This is a genomic window from Myxococcus sp. CA039A (genome assembly GCF_013336645.1).
In the GTDB taxonomy this organism is placed as follows: Bacteria; Myxococcota; Myxococcia; order Myxococcales; family Myxococcaceae; genus Myxococcus; species Myxococcus llanfairpwllgwyngyllgogerychwyrndrobwllllantysiliogogogochensis.
Genome location: NZ_JABUMQ010000009.1, coordinates 45454 through 68012, shown reverse-complemented (window position 1 = coordinate 68012; position 22559 = coordinate 45454). Strand labels below are relative to the sequence as shown.

The 22559-nt window shown below is 69.5% G+C and carries 24 protein-coding genes; 11 read left to right on the top strand and 13 right to left on the bottom strand.

Annotated elements, in window-relative coordinates:
* Nucleotides 1-48: 48 nt before the first annotated feature.
* The 5 genes from HR086_RS02765 to HR086_RS02745 all read right to left on the bottom strand — a co-directional run bounded on the left by HR086_RS02765 (nucleotide 49) and on the right by HR086_RS02745 (nucleotide 3634).
* On the bottom strand, nucleotides 49-246 hold the full coding sequence (locus HR086_RS02765; RefSeq protein ID WP_174455969.1) for a hypothetical protein: 198 nt from the start codon (nucleotides 244-246) through the stop codon (nucleotides 49-51).
* Nucleotides 247-364: 118 nt separating this feature from the next.
* Nucleotides 365-1234, bottom strand: coding sequence for a cyclopropane-fatty-acyl-phospholipid synthase family protein (locus tag HR086_RS02760; protein WP_174464774.1), 870 nt, complete (start codon nucleotides 1232-1234; stop codon nucleotides 365-367).
* A complete protein-coding gene (locus HR086_RS02755) occupies nucleotides 1231-1968 on the bottom strand; it encodes a hypothetical protein (protein ID WP_174460257.1) in 738 nt (245 codons plus the stop codon). Before HR086_RS02755 ends, HR086_RS02760 begins: the two co-directional genes overlap by 4 nt.
* On the bottom strand, nucleotides 1965-3320 hold the full coding sequence (locus HR086_RS02750; RefSeq protein WP_174464773.1) for a HAMP domain-containing sensor histidine kinase: 1356 nt from the start codon (nucleotides 3318-3320) through the stop codon (nucleotides 1965-1967). Before HR086_RS02750 ends, HR086_RS02755 begins: the two co-directional genes overlap by 4 nt.
* Nucleotides 3317-3634 (bottom strand): hypothetical protein, encoded by a 318-nt coding sequence (locus tag HR086_RS02745; protein ID WP_217439477.1) that lies wholly within the window; start codon nucleotides 3632-3634, stop codon nucleotides 3317-3319. The genes HR086_RS02750 and HR086_RS02745 overlap by 4 nt, the downstream gene beginning before the upstream one ends.
* 425 nt (nucleotides 3635-4059) lie before the next feature.
* On the opposite strand from HR086_RS02745, the gene HR086_RS02740 reads away from it, so the two are divergent.
* The 3 genes from HR086_RS02740 (at nucleotide 4060) to HR086_RS02730 (ending at nucleotide 6619) form a co-directional block, all read left to right on the top strand.
* On the top strand, nucleotides 4060-4959 hold the full coding sequence (locus HR086_RS02740) for a halocarboxylic acid dehydrogenase DehI family protein (RefSeq protein ID WP_174455965.1): 900 nt from the start codon (nucleotides 4060-4062) through the stop codon (nucleotides 4957-4959).
* Nucleotides 4956-5867, top strand: a complete 912-nt coding sequence (locus tag HR086_RS02735; protein ID WP_174464772.1) for an alpha/beta fold hydrolase — start codon at nucleotides 4956-4958, stop codon at nucleotides 5865-5867. Before HR086_RS02740 ends, HR086_RS02735 begins: the two co-directional genes overlap by 4 nt.
* Nucleotides 5868-5941: 74 nt before the next feature.
* Entirely contained in the window at nucleotides 5942-6619 is a 678-nt protein-coding gene (locus HR086_RS02730) for a hypothetical protein (protein WP_174464771.1), read from the top strand.
* 19 nt (nucleotides 6620-6638) lie between these two features.
* Here HR086_RS02730 and HR086_RS02725 read toward each other — a convergent pair whose 3' ends face one another.
* Nucleotides 6639-7373, bottom strand: coding sequence for an SAM-dependent methyltransferase (locus tag HR086_RS02725; protein WP_141646983.1), 735 nt, complete (start codon nucleotides 7371-7373; stop codon nucleotides 6639-6641).
* A gap of 192 nt (nucleotides 7374-7565) precedes the next feature.
* Here HR086_RS02725 and HR086_RS02720 point away from each other — a divergent pair, with 192 nt between their 5' ends.
* Both HR086_RS02720 and HR086_RS02715 read left to right on the top strand, forming a co-directional pair.
* Entirely contained in the window at nucleotides 7566-8351 is a 786-nt protein-coding gene (locus HR086_RS02720) for an alpha/beta fold hydrolase (protein ID WP_174460253.1), read from the top strand.
* Nucleotides 8352-8375: 24 nt separating this feature from the next.
* The gene (locus HR086_RS02715; protein ID WP_141646985.1) at nucleotides 8376-8816 is read left to right on the top strand and encodes a hypothetical protein; all 441 of its coding nucleotides are present in this window, start codon (nucleotides 8376-8378) and stop codon (nucleotides 8814-8816) included.
* Nucleotides 8817-8853: 37 nt separating this feature from the next.
* Here HR086_RS02715 and HR086_RS02710 read toward each other — a convergent pair whose 3' ends face one another.
* The 4 genes from HR086_RS02710 to HR086_RS02695 form a co-directional block, all read right to left on the bottom strand.
* On the bottom strand, nucleotides 8854-9435 hold the full coding sequence (locus HR086_RS02710; protein WP_174455960.1) for a GNAT family N-acetyltransferase: 582 nt from the start codon (nucleotides 9433-9435) through the stop codon (nucleotides 8854-8856).
* 42 nt (nucleotides 9436-9477) lie between these two features.
* Nucleotides 9478-9843, bottom strand: coding sequence for a hypothetical protein (locus tag HR086_RS02705; protein ID WP_141646987.1), 366 nt, complete (start codon nucleotides 9841-9843; stop codon nucleotides 9478-9480).
* 144 nt (nucleotides 9844-9987) lie between these two features.
* Complete coding sequence (locus HR086_RS02700; protein ID WP_174464770.1) at nucleotides 9988-10707, bottom strand: molybdopterin-dependent oxidoreductase; 720 nt, start codon at nucleotides 10705-10707, stop codon at nucleotides 9988-9990.
* Entirely contained in the window at nucleotides 10700-11359 is a 660-nt protein-coding gene (locus HR086_RS02695; protein ID WP_174464769.1) for a cytochrome b/b6 domain-containing protein, read from the bottom strand. The genes HR086_RS02700 and HR086_RS02695 overlap by 8 nt, the downstream gene beginning before the upstream one ends.
* 221 nt (nucleotides 11360-11580) lie before the next feature.
* Between HR086_RS02695 and HR086_RS02690 the strand changes: the two genes are divergently transcribed.
* Nucleotides 11581-14190, top strand: coding sequence for a right-handed parallel beta-helix repeat-containing protein (locus HR086_RS02690; RefSeq protein WP_174464768.1), 2610 nt, complete (start codon nucleotides 11581-11583; stop codon nucleotides 14188-14190).
* Between the two features lie 33 nt (nucleotides 14191-14223).
* Here the strand turns inward: HR086_RS02690 and HR086_RS02685 are convergent, their stop codons facing one another.
* Nucleotides 14224-15069 carry a class I SAM-dependent methyltransferase gene (locus HR086_RS02685; RefSeq protein WP_174464767.1) on the bottom strand — a complete coding sequence of 282 codons (846 nt, stop codon included), beginning with the start codon at nucleotides 15067-15069 and terminating at the stop codon, nucleotides 14224-14226.
* Between the two features lie 75 nt (nucleotides 15070-15144).
* On the opposite strand from HR086_RS02685, the gene HR086_RS02680 reads away from it, so the two are divergent.
* Complete coding sequence (locus HR086_RS02680; RefSeq protein ID WP_174464766.1) at nucleotides 15145-16269, top strand: serine hydrolase; 1125 nt, start codon at nucleotides 15145-15147, stop codon at nucleotides 16267-16269.
* Here HR086_RS02680 and HR086_RS02675 read toward each other — a convergent pair.
* Both HR086_RS02675 and HR086_RS02670 read right to left on the bottom strand, forming a co-directional pair.
* A complete protein-coding gene (locus tag HR086_RS02675; RefSeq protein WP_174455954.1) occupies nucleotides 16250-17155 on the bottom strand; it encodes an SRPBCC family protein in 906 nt (301 codons plus the stop codon). The two genes, HR086_RS02680 and HR086_RS02675, sit on opposite strands and share 20 nt — an antisense overlap.
* On the bottom strand, nucleotides 17152-17511 hold the full coding sequence (locus tag HR086_RS02670; protein ID WP_141641724.1) for a helix-turn-helix transcriptional regulator: 360 nt from the start codon (nucleotides 17509-17511) through the stop codon (nucleotides 17152-17154). Before HR086_RS02670 ends, HR086_RS02675 begins: the two co-directional genes overlap by 4 nt.
* Nucleotides 17512-17616: 105 nt before the next feature.
* Between HR086_RS02670 and HR086_RS02665 the strand changes: the two genes are divergently transcribed.
* The 4 genes from HR086_RS02665 to kdpA all read left to right on the top strand — a co-directional run bounded on the left by HR086_RS02665 (nucleotide 17617) and on the right by kdpA (nucleotide 22558).
* Nucleotides 17617-19095, top strand: a complete 1479-nt coding sequence (locus HR086_RS02665; protein WP_174464765.1) for a hypothetical protein — start codon at nucleotides 17617-17619, stop codon at nucleotides 19093-19095.
* Between the two features lie 401 nt (nucleotides 19096-19496).
* The gene (locus tag HR086_RS02660) at nucleotides 19497-20633 is read left to right on the top strand and encodes a porin (RefSeq protein WP_174464764.1); all 1137 of its coding nucleotides are present in this window, start codon (nucleotides 19497-19499) and stop codon (nucleotides 20631-20633) included.
* A gap of 106 nt (nucleotides 20634-20739) precedes the next feature.
* On the top strand, nucleotides 20740-20829 hold the full coding sequence (gene kdpF, locus HR086_RS02655) for a K(+)-transporting ATPase subunit F (RefSeq protein ID WP_141641721.1): 90 nt from the start codon (nucleotides 20740-20742) through the stop codon (nucleotides 20827-20829).
* Between the two features lie 10 nt (nucleotides 20830-20839).
* Nucleotides 20840-22558: a potassium-transporting ATPase subunit KdpA gene (gene kdpA / locus HR086_RS02650; RefSeq protein WP_174464763.1), complete on the top strand. Its 1719-nt coding sequence runs from the start codon at nucleotides 20840-20842 to the stop codon at nucleotides 22556-22558.
* Nucleotide 22559: the final 1 nt, after the last annotated feature.

The window sequence follows — 22559 nt, the reverse complement described above, 5'->3', positions numbered from 1 at the left end:
CGTCGAGTCGTCACGATAACAGCCGGAGCCCACCTGGCGCGGTTGGCGCTACCGCACGGTGCCCGCGTCCGTGCCCTTCGTCGGCTTGCCGGACCCGCCCGTGCCCTGGTGGTCCAGGGCGCCCTTGTTGTCGCCAGAGCCACCCATGGCCCCGGAGTTGTCCTCACGGCTCCGCTCACGGCACCCCGTCATCGTCAGGGCCGCCGCCACCGCCGCCACCGTCAGCCATCGCGTGAAAGTCCTCATCGCGCGCTCCTCCCTTTTTTAAGGCTCGCCCAAGGCTGGGGCCGCACCGCGCGCGGGGCATGGTGTCCCGGGGTGCTTGCTTGCTCGTCAGCCCCGGGCCGGAGGACAGGCGCGGTGCTCAGTCCTCGCGGCGCAGCACGAGCAGCGCGTACTCCAGTCCGCCATCCATCAACGCCTGCTGGAGTCGCAGGTGCTCGCGGCGGGACTCCCCTCGGGCGAGGACGCGCGCCGGAGGCTGACCGGGGGACGTGAAGCGCTCGTGAGCGAGCAGCTCCAGCGTGAGAGACCAGAAGCCCACCACGCGCGCGGACACATCGTCGCGGACCTCCAGCTCCAGTCCGGCGGCGTGCGCGGCGGACAGGTATTCGTCCAGGGAGCCGATGCGCGTGCGCCAGTACCGGTCGAAGGGCGCGGCCAGCTCGGGGCGGCCCAGGAAGCAGTCCGCGATGGCCACCACGCCTCCGGGCCTCAAGAGCGCACGCACGCGGCGGAACCACTCCGCGCGCGGCAGGTAGCTGCTGCTCTCCACCGCCACCACGGCGTCGAAGCAGGCGCGGCCCGGGACCGCCAGCGCGTCACAGTGCAGGGGCTTCACGCGCGCGCCCACGCCCTCGATTTCGGCGAACGTGCGCACCAGCTCCACGTGCGAGGGCACGTTCGTCACCGCCGTCACCCAGGCCTGATGCTCGGCGGCCCAGTACAGCGAGCCGCCGCCCAGGCCGCAGCCCACGTCCAGCACGTCGGCGCCTCGGGGAAACGTGCCCACCGCGCGCGCCAGCTCCGCGAGCAGGGCCTCCTGGGAGGCGTGGACGCGCTCGCGCACGAGCGGCTCCGGCTCGCCCGGTGGAGGCACGTCGTCCACCAGCCCCACGTGGAAGTGGATGCGGGGACCGGGCCCGTAGCGACGGAGGATGCGCTCCGTCTTCTCCTCGTAGTAGGCGGCCACCGCGTCATGGCGGGCTTCACACCGTGGGGGTTCCGCCCTCATGGCTCCACCTCCGGAAGTATCGGTTCGATGCGGCGCAGCGCCGCGTCCAGGCAGCGCAAGTCTTGTCCGCGCAGCGCCTCCGCGGCCTGCCTGCCCCACGTCACCACGGTGAGCCGGTCGCTCGGGGGCATGGAGGTGAAGCGCGGGTCCTTGGAGCGGATGTCCTCCGCCACGTGGGCGGCCACGCCCAGGCTCAGGCCCACCGACACCGCGCGCTCCTCCAGCCACGTCCCCGCCCAGAGCACGCGCAGGTACGCGGCCCACTGTCGCCCGGCGATGCCCTCCGCCACCCGGCGGAACAAGGGCTCGCTCCACGCCTGGGCGCGCACCTCCAGGGCCTGCGGTCCCGCGGCTTGCGCCAACAGCCGTGCGCTCTCCTCCATGGCGTTCGGGAGCACGCGGGCGCGAGGCTCCGCCAGCGTGGCCCAGGCGAGGTTCTGCAGGAGGAACTGCGCGCACGGGCCCATGCGCAGGGGCGTGTCGTAGTAGGTGCAGTCGCCGTCGATGAGGTCGTCGGCGAGGTTGCCCGCGCAGAAGATGAAGAAGAGGCCCACGCCGCGCGCCGTGAGCACGGGGCGCTCCAGTCCGGCCTCCGCGCCGGCTTCGTAGAAGAGGGGCAGGGGGCCCGGCTGGGCGGCCTCCAACGCGGCGAGCACGTCGTGCTCCGACTCCTCGGGCAGCTCCAGTCGCCGCAGCACCCGCAGGGCCTCTTGGTAAAGGGCTCCACCGCTCATCGGTACTCCCTGGGCAGAAACAGGCGCAGCAGGGCTCCGCCGTCCGGGGCGTTGCGTCGGTACAGCATTCCGCCGCTGGCGCGCAGCAGGCACTCACTGGTGTACAGGCCCAGGCCGGTGCCCTCGGGCTTGGACGTGTAGAGCTCCTCCGCGGGGACGTCGAGGAGCGCGGCCGGGAAGCCCGGCCCGTCATCCGCGATGACCACTTCCAGCCGGCCGCTGAGCGGCTCCACCCGGGCCTGGATGCGCACGCGCGAGGCGCCCTGCTTGCCGTCTCCCTCGCAGGCGTTGAGCACCAGGTTCTCCACCACCCGTCGCAGCGTGGTGGCCCCGCCTCTCATCAGCGCGCGCAGCGGCTGCCCCGGCTCCACCGCCACCTCGAAGTCCACGTCCGGGAAGCGCAGGCCCATGCTGGTGCGCACGCCCTCCAACAGCGGCGTCAGCTCCACCGGCTCCGGCTCCGAGCCGACATAACACCGGCCCTTCGCGCGAATCTCCCCGACCATGTTCCGAATCTGGGTGAGGCTGTCGTTGAGCGTCTTGACCAGGTCCTCGAAGTCGCCTCGGGCCAGCGCGTTGCGCTGCACCCCCATCACCGCCAGCATGTCCGCCGCGGTGCCCGCCGACATGAGCGCGCTGTCCAACTCGTGGTGGTAGCCGAGGATTTCCCCCAGCGCGCGCGACAGCCGGCCCACGTCCTGCTCCTGCTGTTCCAGCAATTGCGCCTGCACGGCGGCGCGCAGGCGCTCGGCCTCCGCGCGGGCCTGGTCGTGCTGCACGGCGAAGGTGCCCAGGTACAGCTCCGCGGTGAGGGCGGCGGGGCCGATGACGCCGAACAACACCAGGTGCTCCGGGCTCTCGAGCAAGGGCAGCGCGGCCACCAGCGCCAGCGCCGTGCCCAGGGCGAGGAAGGGCTGCCGGGGCGTCACGCGGTGCAGCCGGCCGTGGAACGCGGTGGTGAAGAGGAAGAGGGAGGTGATGACGGTGGCGCCCTGCAGCTCCGACATCGCCATCAGCGCGGCGAGGAAGAAGTGCAGCGACGGCACGCCGAGCAGCAGCCACAGCCAGCCCCACGTCTCGATATGGCGCCGCTTCCGGTGGACCGCGGAGAAGAGCAGGCCGCTGACGAGCATGGGCGCCGCGCACAGCAGCCCGTCGACGAAGGAGATGCCGAAGAGGGTGCTCGCGCCCGGCGCCCACGCGACGGCGGCGAGCACCGCCAGCACGACGGTGGTGAGCGCCCACCAGGCCCCCACGCCGGCGGCGGCGAGCACCTCCGCGGTGTCCTGGGCACGCGTCCAGCGCCGGAACGAGGCCGTGACGGCGGCGCCGCCGGCGAAGCGTGTCTTCATACGGTGGTGGACAGGGTGCAGCCCGCCACTCGTTGGAGCTCGTTCACCTCGCGCGTGGCGTCCTCGACGCGCTGACGCAGCTCCTGGACGAGCCGGGAGTGTCCGCGCCGCGTGACGCGGACCTCCACCTCTCCACCGGCCAGCAGGTGGTGCAGCGCCTCCATCACCGGCTCCAGCGCGGGGTTGAGTCCCACCGCGCCACCGGGGCCTTCCACGGCGCCCAGGTCCTGGATGCGCTGCAGGTAATCGCTCACCGCGCCGACCAGGGGGACGCTGACCAGCCGGGGTCCCCAGGTGTCGTTGTCGCTGCTCATGTCGTCTCTCCCCCGGGCGCCCGCTGGCGTCCCTCGCTGCGGTGGTGGTGGTGGCGCGCGGGGCCAGACGCCTCACGCGGGGCGTCCGCCTCTCGCCGCGCACCTGGGGGGCTGCTTCGAAATGGCTTTCGATGCGACACGTGTCGAAGCCACATGCTGGTTGCCCCCCGCGAACCAGGCAGGCACGACTCCTTCGTCGCGCGAACGGAAGCAAAGCGAGCCGTCAAGGACGGAGTCAAACCGCTGGAGCCGCGAGTGTTCTTTAGTGTCCGGCGACACCGCCCCGGAGGGTGGCGAGGTGGTGGAGAGCCGACGTGATGTCCGCGAGGCGACTGCCCTGGGAGCGGGGCCTTCCAGGCGGCCGGGTGCGCTGAGGGAGGTGTCCACCGCGCCCCGCCGTTCCCACCGTTGCCGGGGGTGCCGGCATGGCCAGGGTGAGACAGGTGAGCGAGCATGGGGCGGAGGGCGGTGTCGAGCGCGTCTACCACGAGCTGCGGCGGACGATGCGCGTGACGGGCGTGGACGTGTCCTTGCGCACGTGGGCCGCATACCCGCGCTTCTTCGTGGCGATGTGGGAAGCGCTGGGGCCGAACGTGGAGACGCGCGCCTTCGAGGAGTCCGCGCTGGGCCTGTGGCAGGAGGTCCTGGACTCGACGGTGCAGTGGGAGGCGCTGGGCGCGTGGGGCGCCACGAAGCTGGGGCCCAGCCAGCGCTTCCACGCGCGCGGAGCCCTGGAGCTGTTCGAGACGATGCAGCCTCGGGTGATGTTGATGGTGTCCGCGGTGCGGATGGCGCTGGAGGGCCAGCCGGTGGGACAGCAGGGCGCCCTGGGGACGTCGGAGCGGCTGGAGCGTGGCGTCCCCTCGCGCATGGCGGCGATGGACTGGGTGGCGGAGAAGCCGGGCGACGCTGTGCTGCGGACGTTGTTCGCGGACATCGTGAAGACGGTGGGGCCGCCGGGAGTGCCGGGTGAGTACCGCGCGCTGGGCTGCTGGCCCTCGTATCTGGAGACCGCGTGGCGACGGCTGAAGCCGCGCATGAAGGACGAGGCCTTCCAGCGCGCATCGGAGCAACTGTTGGAGTCCGCGCGACGGCGGGCGCGGGCGCTGCCGTACCCGGTGGCGTTGAGTCGCGAGCGGGTGTCGGCGTTGGGGGAGAACGCGGAGGCGGTGCTGAAGGTGACGCAGGCGCTGGAGCGGCGCTCGCCGGCCTTGCTGTTGAACCTGTCGCGGCTGGTGCAGGACGTGCCGGACATGCTGCGTCAGCCGATGCCGGGAGCGTCCCGGCTGGTGCCGGACTGGGTGGCGGCGGAGGAGCTGCGATGAACTGGCGCGAGTGGCAGGGGCGACAAGAGGTGATGGAGCTGGGCAGTCGGTTCGTGAGCTACGTGGACTGGGGCTCGGGGCCGCCGGTGGTGCTGCTGCACGGCATTCCGAACTGGGGCTACCTGTGGAGCGGGATTGCGCCGGGGCTGGCCGAGTCGTACCGCGTGCTGGCGCCGGACCTGCTGGGCTACGGGTTCTCCGACCGGCGCGACAGGTTCGACCGTTCGATATCGCGGCAGGCGGAGGCGCTGGAGGCGTGGATGGACCGCCTGGGCGTGGTGGACGCGACGGTGGTGGGGCACGACGTGGGCGGCGGCGTGGCGCAGCAGCTCGCGGTGCGCTTTCCCCAGCGGGTGGGGCGGCTGTGTCTGATGGACAGCGTCTGTTACGACGCGTGGCCCAAGGGGTTGATGGCGCAGCTGGGCACGCCCGCGATGGCGCGCAGGCTGACGCCGGAGCGCCTGACGCGCTTCTTGACGCAGGCACTCAAGCGCAAGGGCTTCGCGACGCCGCAGACCGCGGAAATGCTGGAGGGGTTGCTGGCGCCGTACGCGACGGAGGTGGGGATGGTGTCGCTGTCACGCGACGCGGTGGCGCTGAACACCAACCAGACGCTGGAGCTGGCGTCGAAGCTGGGGCACCTGGTCGTGCCGGTGCTGGTGTTGTGGGGGGAGAAGGACGGCATCCTGCCCGCGAAGTACGGCGAGCGACTGGCGTGGGACATCCCCGGTGCGCGGTGGATGAAGGTCCCGAATGCGGGGCACTTCGTCATGTGGGACGCGCCGCACGCGGTGGCGATGGAGCTGTTCCGCTTCCTGGAAGGGGTGTCGCCGGTGAGTCACGCGACGACGCGCTCGGTGGCGGAGGAGCTCTGGGGTTCGGAGGCGCCCGCGCCCGCGCCTGCATGAGGGGCGCAGTGTGTCGGTGCCGGGGCAGCGTCTTGGTGCTCGCTCCCGGGCCGTCCTCGCGCTAGAGGCGCGGTATGCGTGACCGAATCCAGGCGGTGCTTCGTCAGTTGGCCCAGGCTCCCGAGCTCGAGGCTCGCTGGCTGCACACCCTGTCCCTCATGGAGTTCATCGGGGCGCGGAAGATTTCGCGCACGGTGGCGGACCGTCATCCTTCGCTGGAAGTGCTCGGACATCTGTCCGACGAGACGCGCCACGCGTTCGCCTTCAAGCGCCTGTCTGCCGAGGTGGCCGGGGGTGAAATCACCACCTTCCTCTGTCCGGAGGCGGCGGGCCGCTACTTCCAGGGGCTGGACCACGAGCTGGCCACCTGGGCCACCGCGCACACCGGCCAGCCCGACGTGTACCTGCACTACCTGCTCACCACGACGGCCATCGAGCGCCGCGCCATGGTGCTCTACCCGCTCTACAAGGCGGCCTCGCGCAACACGAGCGTCCGTGAGGAGCTGGGGCGCGTCGTCACCGAGGAGCAGAGCCACCGCCGCACCATCGAGGACGCGTGCGTGGCGCGCCTCACCGCCGTGGGCGCTTCGTTGGAGGAAGCGCTGGCCCTGGAGGAGCGCCTCTTCGGAGCGTTCCTCGCGGAGCTGGAGCCCGCCGTGGAGAGGGAGCTGGCGGCGCTGCCGTCACCCTCGGCCCTCGCGGCTTCCGACGTGGGCGCCTCCGCGGTGCGGGCATCGTCCTCGGTGAAGTAGGGGCGACGCGGACCGTGGACTACGACAAGGGCTGCGCGAGGTAGTCGCTCGCCACCAGCACGAGCTTCCCCTCGCGCCACTCCGCGCGCAGGTTGCGGGCCTTGCGCGCGCGCTTGCGACTGAGCTCCACGCCCACCGCGTCCAGGCCCATGGCGTTGGCCACGGCCAGCGCGGTGCCGTGGCCACAGAACGGGTCCACCACGGTGCGCGTGGACGTGTTCTCCAGGATGAAGCGGCAGGCGAGCTGACACGCGTCGACACCCATGCCGCGCGTCCAGGTGACTTCGCCCGCGTCCGCGAGGACATCCGCGGTGGACTTCGCCAGGTCCGGGCGCACGCCGCGCGAGAAGCACAGGAAGTGGGAGTACGCGGGCCGGCCGTACGTCACCGTCCCGGGGGCGCGGCGACAGACGACCTTGTGCCAGAGCAGGCCCAGGCCTGTCTCCTCGGCGGCGCGTGAGACGAGGTAGCCCTTGTCGACCCAGAGGCCTTCGTCCTTCACGTCCGTCTGGTAGAAGATGGCGACGCCGTCATCGGGCACGCGCGTCATCACCAGCGCCGCCGCGCGGATGAACCACGCCTTCCACTCGGGCAGGGACAGCGAGGGGAACTCGGACGCGTCCGGCAGCGACGCCACCGTCGAGCACCCCGCGAGCACCGGCTGGGCCGCAAGCCACGTCAGCGCGTCCTCGCAGTGCACCGTGCGCCGAGCCTCGTGCCGCGCGCCGCCCGTCCCATCCCGTTCGTCCGCCATGAGGCGGCGGACTCTGCCAGAGCGGAACGCGGCCCGTGAGACAACCCACCACCTCCGCTCCCCGCCAACCCGACTCATACCCACCGCGAACGCCTACATGCGCCCCCTGGAACTCTCCTGAGTGTCATGGCTTGCTTTCGCTTCTGCACATTTCCTCAATACTGCTTTATCCTTTTCGTCTGAGGAGACGACATGAGCACGATTTCCGCATCTGACGGGACCTCGCTTCACTATCGCGTCATCGGCGAAGGACCGCGCACGGTGGTGTTGGTGCATGGGTGGATGGTGTCGGGTGCGGTGTGGGACTCGATGGTGGAGCGGCTGGACCTGACGGGGCTGCGGCTGGTGGTTCCGGACGCGCGCGGCACGGGTCAGTCGGGGAAGCCGGCGGGTGGGCATTCGTTGGAGGGGCTGGCGAAGGACGTGCTGGCGGTGGTGGACGCGGTGGGTGCCCAGCGCTTCTCGGTGGTGGGGCACAGCATGGGTGGGCAGTTGGCGCAGTGGATTGCGTCGCACGTGCCGGAGCGGGTGGAGGCGTTGCTCTTGCTCAACTCGGTGCCCGCGTCGGGGCTGCCGTTGCCGCCGGATGCCGCGGGGTTGTTCCGGACGTCGGCGGGAGACCGCGAGAAGCAGAAGATGATTCTGGGCCTGGCCTGCAAGAAGCTGTCGCCGGAGTCGCTGGAGTCGCTGTTGAAGGACTCGGGGTCGGTGAGCGCGGCGTCGATTGAGCAGGCGTTCGACGCGTGGACGCAGGGTGGCTTCGCGGACCGGCTGTCGAAAATCGCGGCGCCGACGTTGGTGGTGTCGACGGACGACGCCTTCCTGCCGCCGGCCTTCTTGCGGCAGGCGGTGGTGGAGCCCATCAAGCGTGCGCGCATGGCTCACATTCCGGGCCCTGGACACTATCCGCAGGTGGAGAGCCCCCAGGAGACCGCGGCGGTGTTGTCCGCCTTTCTGGCGGGCTCCGCGCCCGCCTGATTCCGGCTTCGAGGAGGCAGCACGATGGCCTGGAACATGTCCTTCGAGTACGACGCGCAGAACGACGTCGTGACGGCCTACTTCACCGACTGCGTCCTGGTGAATGAGGAGGACGTCCTGCGTTGGCGGCGGGAGGTGGAGGTGCACCTGTCGCGCTACGCGGGGTCTGGCAAGGTGGACCTGCTCATCAACCTGGATGGGTTGGTGGTGAAGTTCACGGCGGGGCGAGTGTTCGGCAAGGAGCGGCGTGAGGTGCTGGAGCGTTTCACGCATCGCTCGTACCGGTTTGGTGGGGACGACATGACGCAGATGTTCGTGCTCACCAGCGGGGCCATCAACGGCGCGGCGGTGAATCACTACGCCACGCGCGACGAGGCCCTGGCCGCGCTGAAGGCCGAGCGCGAGGCCCTGCGGCAGCGCGGGCCGTCTCCGTTTGGTGGAGGCTTCGCCGGCAGCAAGGCGTGAGGGAGGGGCCTGTGCTCGGCCCCCTCGCGCGGGTGTGTCAGGACGCCTCGGAATACGCGGCGCGGATTTCGGCCATGGGCAGGAAGAGCCGCAGGGGCCAGGGCGAGGTCGGAGGCTCGCTCTCGGCGAGCAGCGGCTCGTAGCCGAACCTCTTGTAGAAGTCGCGAGCGTGGGCGTCCTTGGCGTCCACGATGACCGCCACGGCGCCACTCTGGGCGTTGATGGTGAGCGCGCGAAGGTGGGCGTCTCCGAGGAGGTCTTCGCCATGGCCCCGGCCTCTCACGCGAGAGTCCCGTGCGAGGCGCGCGATGAGGACCGCCGGGAGCGGGTAGTGCGGCAGTCGTTTGCCCAGGTCGGGCGGAAGCGTCTCCCGTTTGAGGGTGGTCAGCGAGAGCGTGTAGTAGCCCAGGACCAGCGGAAGCGCGGGGTCGTCGGACGCGGTGCGCCGAAGGACCCAGGTCCGACTGATGTCTCGCTCCTGGTTCTGCCGGGCGGACTCACGGAAGAAGCGATTCAGGGCCTCGTGCTCACACGTGAAGCCACTGCCCGTGTCGCTCCGGGTCACCGCTTGAGTGATGGGAGCGGGGAGGACGAGGTCGGACGAGGCGGGTGGTGGCATGAATCCCAGACAAGCCCACGAAGAGGAGGACCCGAGCGTGGGCTAGGGGCGGCGGCGCTTGCGAGCGAGTGCGCGAAGCGCGGCCGTGGGTTTCGAGGGCTTCCCGAGTCGGGTCACCACCCGGTCGAAGTCCGCGTCCGGGAGGACGATCTCCGAGGGGTCCTTCTGCGCGGTCTGTTCCATGTGCGTGAGCAGGGGTGTGCTGAACTCCCGCACGGTGCCTTGGGGTGTCGAGGGGAGGAACACGAGCCGGGACCCCTGCCTGGCCTCCAGGGCGGCCTTCGAGAAGAGGGAGAGGGCCTCCTGCACCACCGTGCTCTTGTCGACGCCCAGCTCCTTGCTCAAACGGGTGAGCTCCCTCATCGAGAAGGCGGGCAGGGACGCCTGGAGACGTTCGGTCTGGGGCACGACGGGCTCCGTTCTCTCGGGAATGCTGTGGACTGAGGTCATTGATACTCAGTTTCTACTCAGTTCAGGGTAATGGCCGAGGAAGGCCTCCGCAAGCGACGGCCTGGATAGCAGGAGGGGCCGACATCGCTTGAAGGAGTGGGGCTACACGCCCGCGTACCACTCGTAGCCGCGCTCCTCCCAGTAGCCGCCGGTGGGCTCGGGGAGGAAGTTCACCTCGGTGAGGTACTTCACCATCTTGTAGCCGAGCTTCACCGCCGAGTAGAGGCGCAGCGGCGCGCCGTGCGCCGGTGGCAGCGGCTGCCCGTTCATCCCGTAGGCGAGAATCGTTTGCGCGTGGAAGGCGCTCGGCCTGTCCCACGAGGACCAGTAACCCGAATCGAACGAGCGCAGCTCCACGTAGCCAGCCCTCGGGTCCGCGCCCACGTACCTGGCGACGTCACTCACGCGCACGCCATGCCACGACGCCACCGCGCTCCAGCCCTCCACGCAGTGGTGCCGGATGCGGTACTCCGTGCGCGGCAGCCGCTGCAGGTCCGCGAGTGACAGCATCCCAGGCCGCTCGACGAGCCCACCCACCTTGAGCGCCCAACCTTGAGGCACGAGCGGCATGGACTCGGAGACGAAGTACTGGGGGAAGTCACCGGGCGGCGTGGCCTCTTCGGGCGGCAGCTCCGGCGCGAGCCTGTCCTCGTCGAAGAGGGCTGCCTGGAGCCGCTGATTGACGCGCTCCATGGCCCCGAGGAAACCCTCGCGAGGACGCGCGCTGTCACAGGCGGACGTCGTGAGCGCCGCCGCCCCGAGCAGGACGGAGCGACGCGTGAGGAGCAGAGGACGTCGCGACGGAACGAGGAGCCTAGGCATCCGGCTTCCTCCCGCCCGTCACCATCTCCCCGAACGAGCGCGGATGCAGCAACACCATGACCACGTGCCCCACCGTGAAGAGCACGAACGAAGCGAGCACGAGCAGATGGATGGCGCGCGCGGAGTCATAGCCGCCGAGCAGCGTGGCCAGCGCACCGAGCTGCACGGGCTTGTAGAGCGCGAGCCCCGAGAGCACGGCGAGGATGCCCAGTATCAGCGCGCCGGTGTACGCCAGCCGTTGCAGGCCGTTGTACAGCCCCTGGTCGGGAGGCTGTTTGCGCAGACGCAGATAGAACGCGAGCGTGCTCACGGCGTTGCGCGTGTCGCGACGCGGAAAGAAGAGTCGCCGCCGCCACTCGCCGCTGAGGGCCAGATAGAGCAGGTACACGAAGCCGTTGAGCGCGAGGAACCCGCCGAAGGCGAAGTGCCAGCCTCGTGCACCCGCGAGCCAGTCACCGATTCGGGCCCACTCGGGAGGTGGCGTGCCCTGGACGGGATACCAGCCATAGGGCCGCCCCTGCGTGCCGAGCATGGGATAGGCCGCGAGAATCTGCAGCCCGCTGCCCGCCATGATGACGAGCAGTGGCACGTTGACCCAGTGGGCCACGCGGATGGGCCAGGGCTGTGGGCGACGTGATTCAGGGGCTCGCACGACGCGGCAGGAGAACACCGTGCGTCAACGCCGCGCCGACGCTCCTGACGCACTGCCCGCTTCCGAACCGCGCTGCTCACCCGATGTCGTCCGCTCGACGCGGCGCTGCCTTGCGGGGCGGCGCGAGCAGGCGGGCCTCCGGGTTGGCTCGGCCGGTTGCTTGGGCGCATGGCCGCTTGCCGGTATCGTGAGACACCGGACATCGCCGAGAGGACGTCACCATGAACCGAGCGAACGCGATGCGACTGGCCCTGCTTGCCAGCGCGCTGGTGCTGGCCACGGGGTGTCATCAGGAGGAGCCGCTGGGCGTGCAGGTGGAGCCCGCGGGCTCGCTGCGGGTGGTCACCGTGCTGCCGCGCTCACTGCCGCTCGACAGCGTGTCTCGCGTGGAGGTGTCCGCGACGCCGGCTCGGGGTGCTGTCGTGACCGCGGCCCTGAGCAGCTCCGAGGCACCGCTGTGGCAGGGACTGCTGCGGAGCCTGCCATCGGGTGCGGGAACCTCGGTGGGGGCGCGGGTGCTCGATGCGACGGGCGCTGTGCTGGGACAGGTGGACGTCCCGGGCGTGGAGTTGTTGAAACACCACGACGCGCTCGTCGTGCTGGTGCCTCGCGCGACGGACTCGGAGGCGCCCCTCACGGCGCCCGTCATCGATGCGGTGGTGGGCTCGCGGGCATCGGTGTCTCCAGGAGCCGTGCTGAAGCTCCGTGCGCTGGCGCATGCCGTCGATGCGTCGGAGGTGCTGACGTATGCGTGGAGCGCGACCTCCGGCACCTTCGATGATGCGACGGCTGTCGACGCGGAGTGGACGGCGCCGCTGCGGCGTGGCGCGGTGAACCTCACGCTCGCGGTGACGAGCGCGCGAGGCGCGGTGAGCACGCTGCGCTTCTCGGTGGACGTGGAGCTGGCGGGCGGCGGGGACCTGGTGCACACGGCCTCGCTCAATCACGCGCCTGTCCTGACGGAGCTGGGGGCCCAGCCCGTGTCCCAGGCGCGCGTGGGGCTTCCGGTGACGCTCCAGGCGGTGGGCGTGGATGACGACGGAGATGCCCTGACCTTCGCCTGGACCGCGACGTGTGAAGGGACTTTTGAGAACGCGGCGGCGGCAGCGACTCGCTTCACGCCGAGCGCCGCGCCTCAGGCCGCGTGTGACAACTGTCGGCTGACGTTGCGAGCGAGTGATGGCTTCGGGGCGCATCGTGAGCGCTCGTTGGACTTGTGTGTGACGAACCCGCTGCCGCCGAGCATCATCGACGCCTCGCAGTCGGAGACGGACGTGTCGGCGGGGAGGCCGGTGCGACTGACGGCGATGGCAGCGGATCCCCAGGGGGAGCCGCTGACCTTCGCGTGGACGACGAACACGGGCCTGCTGGGGAACGCGGTGCGCGAGAGGGACTCGGGTTCGGTGGACTGGGTGGTGCTGTCCTGCATTCCCGTGGACACGCCTCCGACCATCACGCTGACCGTCACGAACCTTTCGGGCCTGAGCGCGACGCGGGAGTTCGCGGTGGAGTGGGGGGACTTGCTGTGCGGCGAGTTCCCGCCGTGCGCCGCGACGCTGGAGGACTCGAGGGTGACGCTGGCGGCGGACTGCACCACGGAGCAGTCGGTGTGGATTCCCGATGGATACACGTTCGACGGAGCGGGGCATGTGCTCACGGCGGTGGACCCACGGGGACGGCGCTTCCGAGGTGCGGTGCTGAGCAGCCTGGGGACGACGGCGCACGTGCGAGCCGTGACGGTGGCGGCGCGGGGCCTGTCGGAGCTGGCGTGTGACGGTGGCGCCGCGCGGCTGCGGGGCATCCTGTTCGAAGGGGCGAGTGGCTCCATCGTCGACAGCGAGGTGCTCGACGTGAACCAGAAGGAGGGCGAGGGCGGCTGCCAGGAGGGCGTGGCCATCGAGGTGCGGAACGCGCGTGACGCCGAGACGGTGACGAGGGTGGAGGTGCTGCGCAACCGGGTGGCGCGCTACCAGAAGGCGGGCATCTCCGGCACGGGGCGAGTGGAGCTGAACGTGGAGGACAACCAGGTGGAGGGCGGGGGACCGGTGCCCTTCATCGCGAGAAATGGAATCCAGTTCAGCGATGGTGCGACGGGGCGGGCGACGGGGAACCGGGTGACGGGGAATGCGTACTCGGGAGGAGAGACGACGGGCTCGGGCATCCTCGTCGCGGGCGGGGCCTACTACGACATGGCGCTGTGTGAGGACGTCGTCATCTTCGAGAACACGCTGGTGGACAACGACGTCGGCATCAACCTGTCCCAGGCGGAGGAGGACGGTGGACCCTTGTCTGTGTCGACGCGGCTCCGGGTGACGCGGAACACGGTGACGCATGATGGGCCGGTGGTGACGAACGGCTATCCCTATCAGGCGGGCATCTCCGACCTGGGAGGTGCCAACCTCATCAGCCAGAACCACGTCAGCGGGCCGGGGTACGCGCGCGAGACCGAGCCCGATGTGACGTTCGACGTGGACGTGGTGGCAGGGACGGCGTCTCGCCTGGATTTCCTCACACCTGACCGGGAGACAGGAGTGGGGCAGTGCTCGGAGGAGTTGGTGGTTCAGAGTCAGGACACGCTGGGGAACCTGTCCGCGCTGACGGCGCCGTCACTGGTGCTGGAGGTGGCGGGCACGGCGGCGCCGGGAGCGGTGCTCTACTCCGACGCGACTTGCACCCAGGCACTGGCCACTTCGGGAACGGGCTGGGCACTGGCGCTGGAAGGGCCGCAGCAGGAGGCGACGTTCTACTTCCGAGCGACACAGGCAGGAGCGCTGACGCTCACGGCCACGGGCGCCGGCGCGAGCGGGACGCAGGCCCACACCGTCCGGTGAAGCCATGTCGTGAACGCGGCATCTGCGCGCGGCTCACTCCGTGCGACGCCGCCCCGTGGCCGTCACCTGCCGCATGCCCCACCGCATGGGGATGGTGCCGTCGGTGCGACGCAAGGGCTCCACGGCCTGGACAAAGGCCTGCTTGAGCGAGGCGCGCGCCGCCGTGGAGAGCCGGTCCGCGTCATAGGTCGTGCTGAGCGACTCCCACGCGTGCTCTGGCGTCGCATCTCCCTGGACCTCGAGCCGGCGGATGTCCACGTGCGTGAAGCCGCCGAACAGCCCCGTCAGTCCTTCCACGGAGCGCACTCGCGCATCCCCCAGCGGAACGGGGACCCGCGCCTCCGCGGCCAGCAGGGGCTTGAGCAACCCCAGATACACCTCGAACGCCTCGCCTCGCACCAGGTCGCCACCCACGACGACGGACACCCGCCCCGTTGGCTTCAGCACCCGCTGTATCTCCGAGAGCACCGTCTCCACGTCGTCCATCAACATCAGCGCCAGATGGCTCAGCACCACGTCGACGCTCGCCTCCGCGAGCGGCAGTGACTGCGCTCGCCCCAGATGCAGCGTCGCCGCGCCGTTCAGCCGCGCCCGCGCCACCGCGAGCTCGTGCTCACTCATGTCGAGCCCCACCAGCGCGAGCCCGGGCTGGTTCCTCCGCGCGAGCAGCTCCAGCAGATACCCATCACCACACGCCAGGTCGAGCACCACCCGGGGCCCGTCCTCCTTCGGCACCGCCGCCTCCAGGAGCGCATAGGTGGATGGGAACACCTCACCGTCGCGCAGCACCGGAGCACCTCCGAACTCACGCGAAGTCACCCCGGCGAGGCGACGATGGAAGTCCAGCAGGTAGGACTCGGCGGGGGAGGGCGAGGACATGCCGAAATAAACCCACGTTCGCCGCATCCCCGCCACCTTCCGCAACTTCCGGAGCTGACGCGTGTTGCTACTCCCATGCCCCTGCGCGCCCTGTTTCTCTCTCTCGTCTGTGTCGTCCTCGCCTGTGCTCCTCCTGCTCCAGAAGAAGGGGCCACCGAGACGCCCACCTCTCAACCTGAAGCCACCGTGGCGTCCCCCCGGGACGTCCCGCACGGTCTGATCGCCCCCCTCGTCTTCCCCACGGATGACGCGAGCTGGCCCACGGTGAGTCCAGCCAGCGCGGGCTGGGACGTGGCGAAGCTCAACGCCGCGCTCGACTTCGCGGGCTCCCGCGACACCCGGGCCATCGTCATCCTCCAGGACGGGAAGCTGCTCGCCGAGCGCTACTGGCTGGCGAACTCGAACTTCATGCGCGACATCGCCTCCGCGCAGAAGAGCGTCGTCTCCGTGCTCGTCGGCATCGCGGTGGACAAGCAAGTGCTCTCGCTCGACGAGCGCGTCACTCCCATTCTCGGCGCCAGCTGGTCCAACACGGGCGCGCTGGCCGAGGCCCGCATCACCGTGCGCCACCTGCTGACGATGACCAGCGGCCTGAACACGTCACTCGGACTTCAGGCGGCCCCCGGAACGACGTGGCTGTACAACAACGACGCCTATCACCGGCTGCGCATGATTCTGGAGCGGCGCACGGGCCTGGGCATCGACGCGCTCTCCCACGCCTGGTTGTTCAACACGCTGGGCGCGACGCGCAGCCAGTGGGAGCAGCGCTCCGATACCGACAGCAAGGGCCTGCCCCTGTGGGGCCTGACGATGAGCGCGCGAGACCTGGCGCGCTTCGGCCTGCTGCTGCTCGCGGACGGCGCGTGGGCGGGAACCCGGGTCGTCTCCTCGGCGTACCTCAACACCGCGACCAATTCCTCGCAGACGCTCAACCCCGCCTATGGCCACCTGTTCTGGCTCAATGGCAAGGCCTTCACCCTGATACCGCCGCTGAGCGCGCGCATCGACGGCCCGCTCATTCCCAGCGCACCGCAGGACGTCTTCGCCGGACTGGGCAAGGACGACCAGAAGGTCTACGTCAGCCGCTCACTGGGCCTCGTGGTGACGCGGCTGGGTGCTCAGGCGGGGACTCGCTCGGCGGAGACGCTGTCCGACTTCGACGAGGAGCTGTGGGCTCGAATCATGGCCGCGCGGCTCTGACCCGCGAGGCGAGGTGGGCCGCGAGCCGGTCGAAGTTCTGCTCGTTCGCGGCCTCCACGAACCCGCGCACCTTCTCGACCTCGTCCTTCGACTCGAACCGCATGCGCCACGTGAGCCGCGTCCGCGCCCCTTCGTCCGCGAAGTCCATCCGCATCTCGAAGTGATGCGTCTGCTGGTGGTGCTGGATGACGATGCGCTCGGCCGGCACCACCTCGATGAACTCCTTGTCCATCGCGTAGCGCGCTCCCTCCGCGCTCTGCATCGTGAAGCGCCACTTGCCGCCGGGGCGCAGCTCGAATTGCTCGAACGTGTTCGTCGAGCCTTGCGGCCCCCACCACAGCGTCAGCTGCTCCGGGTCGCTGAACGCCGCATAGACCTGCTCACGGGGCGCATCGATGAGCCGGGACGAGATGATGTCGCGCGAGGACTCCAGGATGAGCGCCAGCCGGTCGAAGTGCGCCGCCGTGCCCTCCTCGCGAGAGCGGGTGCCGTCTTCCCCGTCGAGGAACGCGGCCTGCTCGGTGAAGACCATCCGCGTCCCACCGGTCTTCGTGGCGTGGAGCTCCACCGTGGCCAGGGACACGGAGAGGTGCTTGTCGCCCACGCTCATGTCGTAGGCGTAGACCATCCGCTCGTTCGGGATGATGTCGTGATAGCGCGCGGTGAAGACGGTGGAGTGCTTGCCGCCGAACTGCCCATGCAGCAGCTCCTGGCCGCCCACGCGGAAATCCAGCTCGCGCTTCACGAGCGTCCAGCGGTCCGGCGGACCGATGAACCACTGCGCCTTCGTCTCCACGTCCGACCATGCGGCGAAGACGCGAGCGGGTGAAGCCTTGTAGGTGCGCTCGATGGTGAACGAGCCATGCACGACGGGAGGGGTCTTCATGTCTTGGTCTTCTTTCGAGGGGTGGGGTTCGGGCGCTCGGGCCCATCGAGCAGCTCGCCGAGTCGGTCGAAGCGGCGCTCCCAGAGTCCGCGCCGGTTCGACAGCCAGTCCTCGGCCACGCGCAGTCCACCAGGCTCGAGCTGACACGAGCGGACGCGTCCGATTTTCTCGGTGCGCACCAGCCCGCTCTCCTCGAGCACCTGGAGGTGCTGCACGACGGCGGCGAGCGTGATGTCGAGCGGCTTCGCCAGGTCGCTGACCGACATGGTTCCCCGACTCAGCCGCTCGACGATGGCGCGCCGATTGGAATCGCCCAGGGCATGGAAGATACGGTCGACGGCGCCATGGTTAAGCATGGACTTGAGTATTGGTGAGGGTCGCTGGATGGTCAAGCAGATACTTAAGTATGGATTGAGCCCGAATCGACGCTGGGTTGCGGTGGCCTCGGCTATTCTGTCCGGGTGAGCCACCTGCTGACGGAGTTGCTGGGACGCACGGAGGAGGCGCTCGCTCGGCGGGAGGACGATGCGGCCCTCACGCTCCTGTTGGAGGCGTGGAAGGAGTGCCGAGCCGAGCCCGTCATCGCGCTCATCCAGCGGCTCTCGGACCACCTCGCCACGGGGCTCCCTTTCTTCGAGGTGCCCGTCCGTTGGGTCCTCGAGGAGGTCCGCCGGCATCCCACGGACCTTCCCCGGGCGCTGGGATGGCTGCGGGAACGCGCGGCGAGTCTTTCGCGCTGTGCGTTCTCCACGGACCTCGACCGGCTGCGACGATGGTGGCCCGCGGACCCGCGCATCATTCCGCTCCTGCTCACCCTCGTCCGTCTTCCGGGTGCGGAGACTCCAGGCGAGCTGAAGATGCTTTGCAGCCTCTTCATGTACGTGGGGGCGCCCTATGACGTGGAGCCCCTGCGCGAGCTGAAGGCCCGACTCCCTTCAACGCAAGGGGAGGAGGTCGAGCGGTTCGACCTCGTCATCCGGCTGGGGGCTCGTTGGGTTCCTCCCGTGCTCGATGCGGAGACCCTGGCGCGGTGTGACGCGCTGAAAGGGGTCATCGAGGCCCGGGTGGAGAGTGCGCGCCTCGACGCGGCGACTCGGGAGGCGCTGTTCGCCCGCGTCTATGAGGCGCCGGAGGATGACTCCGCCCGGCAGGTGTTGGCCGACCAGTTGCTCGAGCAGGGCGACCCACTGGGGGAGTTCATCATGCTCCAGTATGCGAAGGCGCCGGATGAGGAGCGCATCGCTCGACTGCTCGTGGCGAACCGGGAGCGGTGGCAGGCGCCGTTGGGACCTTACGTCGAGCGAGGCTACACCCGCTTCGAGCGGGGCTTTCCCGTCGCGGTCCGCCCGATAAAGGGGGACCACTTCCCCAAGTCCTTTCCCAAGCCGGAGCCCGGCTGGAACACGGTGGAGGAACTCCACTGGAATCCGGAGCACCACAGCGACGGCAATGACGTCGCACAGTGGGGGCGCATGCTCCGGCACCCCGCGTTGCGCCGTGTAACGAGGCTGCTGAATGTTCCAGGCGAGCTGGTGAGCTTGCTGTCCGCGAACAGCTCCGTGAGGCGGCTGGAGTTGAAGAGCTCATTTGAGAGCGGCCTGGCCAATGCGCTGACGGCCCTGCCCCACCTGACGTGGCTGACCATCCCCTATGCCTCGACGGACCTCTTCATCCGGTGTGCCCACTCCCGTCTGGCTTCCCAGTTGGAGTACTTCAAGGCCTCTGGGGAAGATGGATTCTGGAGGCTCGAGGTGACCCGAGGCGCGGAGGTTCCCATCCGGGCCACCGTCACGGGACCGCGCACGCGGGAGTTCGCGCCCGTCCTCCTTGCCGCCGCGAGGTTCAGCTCCCAGGGGCTCCGGATTGAATTGCGAGACGGAGCCGAGGGGGCGCCGCTGCGTGAGGCGCTTGCCGCCTACGCACGGGTCATCCGGGAGTGAGCGGAGGACTCCCGCGCATGCTCAGCGCCTGAAGTTCGCGACGATGAGCAGCAGGGGCTGCTCACGGCGTGAGTCCACGGTGAAGCCCTCGTGCCGCCTCCACGAAAGGCACGACTCCCAGTAAGCGCGACCCCTTGGAACAATCCGCGCCGTCATCGTCGCGCCGTACATCAGGCGGGATGCGAGAAGTCTTCCCCGGCTTCGTGCGAAACGCGCGGTGCTTCCAGGTGTCAGTGCGCCCGGCCTTGTCCCCACCCGCGCGGCCTCAACCTGCACGATGCCTGGAGACCTGTCGTGCAGGTTGCAATCCTGCCCCACGGGGCATGTCCGCAACCCCTCGGAACACCTAGGGTCCTCGGGGGACGGGGTTGGTACGGGCGGTGCTCAATGGGGGCACACCTATGTGGCCTCTCACCACGCCTCCATTGCTGCTCTCCCTGCTGCTCCAGCAGGCCGACGCCTCCTCGCCACCTCTTCAAGGACCCACGGATACCCAGGCCGAAGCGGAGGCCCCGGGCTTGCTCTCCCGCCTGAAGCCCGAGGGAGGCGTCGACGTGTACTTCGGTCACAACTTCAACCGGCCCGCGAACGCGGCGAACTTCATCCCAGGCACCGGCACGTCCGCGAAGCGCGACAGCGAAGTGGCCATCAACCTGGCCTCCATCGGCGTGAGCCTGGCCCCGGAGCCAGTGGGCTTCAAGGTGCTCCTCGGCTTCGGCACGGGCGCGGAGGTGGTCCACGCGGCCGAGCCCGAGGGCGTCGCCTCCGGGCCGGACTTGTGGCGCTACGTGCAGCAGGCCTCGCTGTCCTTCGCCACCGGCCCGCTGACGTTGGAGGCCGGGCTCTATCCGAGCCACATCGGGCTGGAGTCCTTCCAGTCACAGCTCAACTGGACGTACACGCGCTCGTGGATGGGCGAGCTGTCGCCCTACTACCAGACGGGCCTCAAGGGCACGTACGCGCTGGATGACGCGTGGAGCGTGCAGCTCCAGCTCCTCAATGGCTGGCAGACCATTGGCGACAACAACCGGGGCCTCGCGCTGGGCACCCAGGTGGCCTACGCGGGCAAGCGCCTGTCCGCGTCCTTCAACACCTTCATTGGAAACGAAGGCACCGAGGGCAGCGACGGCCTGCGGCTCTTCGCGGACGCGGTGGCGACGTACGCGGTGACGGAGTCGTTCAAGCTCGCGGCCACCGCGGATGTGGGCACCCAGCGGCTTCCAGGCGCGGACCGCGCGGTCTGGTACGCGGCGGGACTCAATGCCCGCGTCCAGCTCTCCGAGCCCGTGGCGTTGGCCGCGCGCGTGGAAGCGTATCGCGACGCCGACGGGCTCATGACGGGCGTGGAGCAGACGCTGACGGGGGGCACGCTCACCCTGGAGGTGAAGCCCGCCGAGCAGCTCACGCTCAAGCTGGAGGCGCGGCATGACCGGTCAACGGCGGACGTCTTCGCCAGCCGCGCCACCACCGACGAAGGCACCCCCATTCCCAAGGACTCCGAGACGCTCGTCGTCCTCGGAGCCACCGCCTACTTCTGAACCTGGAGTCCGTCCATGGACGTCGTCCTCATCCTCGCCACCCTTGGTTTCTTCGCGCTCGCGTGGGGCTACTCCCACGGCTGCGAGCGCCTGTGAGGTCCTCCCGATGACTTTCGAATACGCCGCTGGCGCCGTGCTCGCCGTGCTGCTCACCGCCTACCTCGTCTACGCCCTGCTCCGTCCCGAGCGCTTCTAGGGACTCCGCCATGACCCTCATTGGTTGGTTGCAGATTGTGTTGTTCTTCGCCCTCCTGCTCGCGCTGACGAAGCCGCTGGGCACCTATCTCTTCCGCGTCTTCGAAGGGGAGACGCAGCCGTTGCCGCGCGTGCTCGGCCCCGTGGAGCGCGTCCTCTTGCGCCTGACGGGCGCCAGCGCGCGTCGCGAGCAGACGTGGGTGGAGTACTGCGGCGCGCTCCTGGCCTTCAGCGTGGTCGGCATGCTCATCCTCTACGGGCTCCAGCGCGCGCAGCACGTGCTGCCGCTCAACCCCCAGGGACTGGGCGCGGTGGGACCGGAGCTGTCGTTCAACACGGCGGCCAGCTTCGTCGCCAACACCAACTGGCAGTCGTACGCCGGTGAGTCCACCATGAGCTACCTCACGCAGATGGTGGGGCTGGCGTGGCAGAACTTCGTCTCCGCGGCGGCGGGGCTCGGCGTGGCGCTGGCGCTGGCGCGTGGCTTCACGCGCCGCCCGGGGCCCGAGGGCGCGAAGACGCTGGGCAACTTCTGGGTGGATGTGGTGCGCGGCACGCTCTACGTGCTGCTGCCGCTGTGCTTCATCGTGGCCCTGTTCTTCGTCTCGCAGGGCATGCTGCAGAACTTCGCGCCGTACCACGAGCTGACCACGCTGGAGGGCGCGAAGCAGACGCTCGCCATGGGTCCGGTGGCCTCGCAGGAGGTCATCAAGATGCTGGGCACCAACGGCGGTGGCTTCTTCAACGCCAACAGCGCGCATCCGTTCGAGAACCCGACGCCGCTCACCAACCTGGTGCAGATGCTGCTCATCTTCGCCATCCCCTCGGCCCTCACGTACACGTACGGGAAGATGACGGGAGACACGAAGCAGGGCTGGGCCCTCTTCGCGGCCATGTCCGTCCTCTTCCTCGCGGGTGTCACCGCCGCGTACGCCGCCGAGTCCCAGCCCAACGCCGCCGTGGCCTCCGCGCAGGTGGCGCAGGTGGGCAACCTGGAGGGCAAGGAAGTGCGCTACGGCATCACCGCGTCCGCCCTCTTCGCCACCGTCACCACGGATGCGTCGTGCGGCGCCGTCAACTCCATGCACGACAGCTTCAACCCGCTGGGCGGGCTGGTGCCGCTGGTCAACATGCAGCTGGGCGAGGTCATCTTCGGCGGAGTGGGGGCGGGCCTCTACGGCATCCTCATCATGGTGGTGCTGTCCGTCTTCATCGCCGGCCTGATGGTGGGCCGCACGCCCGAGTACCTGGGCAAGAAGATTGAAGCGAAGGAGATGAAGCTCGCGATGCTCTACGTGCTCATCTTCCCGGTGTTCATCCTGGGGATGTCCGCGGTGGCCGCAGTGCTTCCGCAGGGCGTGTCCTCGCTGAACAACGCGGGGCCGCACGGCCTGACAGAAATCCTCTACGCGTTCACCAGCGGCACGGCGAACAACGGCAGCGCGTTCGCGGGCCTCAACGCGAACACGCCCTTCTGGAACATCTCGCTGGGGATGGCCATGCTCGGCGGGCGCTTCCTGATGATTGTCCCCGCGCTGGCCATCGCCGGCTCCATGGTGGGCAAGAAGGTGGTGCCAGCGGGTCCGGGCACCTTCCCGACGAATGGCGCCCTGTTCACCGGCCTGCTGGTGAGCATCGTGGTCATTGTCGGTGCGCTCACCTTCTTCCCCGCGCTCTCCCTGAGCCCCATCGTCGAGCACTTCCTCGCCGGGGCCGGAAAGGTCTACTGAG

Coding starts and splice junctions, on each gene's coding strand:
- HR086_RS02765 (WP_174455969.1), bottom strand. CDS start 246: ATGAGGACTTTCACGCGATGGCTGACGGTGGCGGCGGTGGCGGCGGCC.
- HR086_RS02760 (WP_174464774.1), bottom strand. CDS start 1,234: ATGAGGGCGGAACCCCCACGGTGTGAAGCCCGCCATGACGCGGTGGCC.
- HR086_RS02755 (WP_174460257.1), bottom strand. CDS start 1,968: ATGAGCGGTGGAGCCCTTTACCAAGAGGCCCTGCGGGTGCTGCGGCGA.
- HR086_RS02750 (WP_174464773.1), bottom strand. CDS start 3,320: ATGAAGACACGCTTCGCCGGCGGCGCCGCCGTCACGGCCTCGTTCCGG.
- HR086_RS02745 (WP_217439477.1), bottom strand. CDS start 3,634: ATGAGCAGCGACAACGACACCTGGGGACCCCGGCTGGTCAGCGTCCCC.
- HR086_RS02740 (WP_174455965.1), top strand. CDS start 4,060: ATGGCCAGGGTGAGACAGGTGAGCGAGCATGGGGCGGAGGGCGGTGTC.
- HR086_RS02735 (WP_174464772.1), top strand. CDS start 4,956: ATGAACTGGCGCGAGTGGCAGGGGCGACAAGAGGTGATGGAGCTGGGC.
- HR086_RS02730 (WP_174464771.1), top strand. CDS start 5,942: ATGCGTGACCGAATCCAGGCGGTGCTTCGTCAGTTGGCCCAGGCTCCC.
- HR086_RS02725 (WP_141646983.1), bottom strand. CDS start 7,373: ATGGCGGACGAACGGGATGGGACGGGCGGCGCGCGGCACGAGGCTCGG.
- HR086_RS02720 (WP_174460253.1), top strand. CDS start 7,566: ATGAGCACGATTTCCGCATCTGACGGGACCTCGCTTCACTATCGCGTC.
- HR086_RS02715 (WP_141646985.1), top strand. CDS start 8,376: ATGGCCTGGAACATGTCCTTCGAGTACGACGCGCAGAACGACGTCGTG.
- HR086_RS02710 (WP_174455960.1), bottom strand. CDS start 9,435: ATGCCACCACCCGCCTCGTCCGACCTCGTCCTCCCCGCTCCCATCACT.
- HR086_RS02700 (WP_174464770.1), bottom strand. CDS start 10,707: ATGCCTAGGCTCCTCGTTCCGTCGCGACGTCCTCTGCTCCTCACGCGT.
- HR086_RS02690 (WP_174464768.1), top strand. CDS start 11,581: ATGAACCGAGCGAACGCGATGCGACTGGCCCTGCTTGCCAGCGCGCTG.
- HR086_RS02685 (WP_174464767.1), bottom strand. CDS start 15,069: ATGTCCTCGCCCTCCCCCGCCGAGTCCTACCTGCTGGACTTCCATCGT.
- HR086_RS02680 (WP_174464766.1), top strand. CDS start 15,145: ATGCCCCTGCGCGCCCTGTTTCTCTCTCTCGTCTGTGTCGTCCTCGCC.
- HR086_RS02675 (WP_174455954.1), bottom strand. CDS start 17,155: ATGAAGACCCCTCCCGTCGTGCATGGCTCGTTCACCATCGAGCGCACC.
- HR086_RS02670 (WP_141641724.1), bottom strand. CDS start 17,511: ATGCTTAACCATGGCGCCGTCGACCGTATCTTCCATGCCCTGGGCGAT.
- HR086_RS02660 (WP_174464764.1), top strand. CDS start 19,497: ATGTGGCCTCTCACCACGCCTCCATTGCTGCTCTCCCTGCTGCTCCAG.
- kdpF (WP_141641721.1), top strand. CDS start 20,740: ATGACTTTCGAATACGCCGCTGGCGCCGTGCTCGCCGTGCTGCTCACC.
- kdpA (WP_174464763.1), top strand. CDS start 20,840: ATGACCCTCATTGGTTGGTTGCAGATTGTGTTGTTCTTCGCCCTCCTG.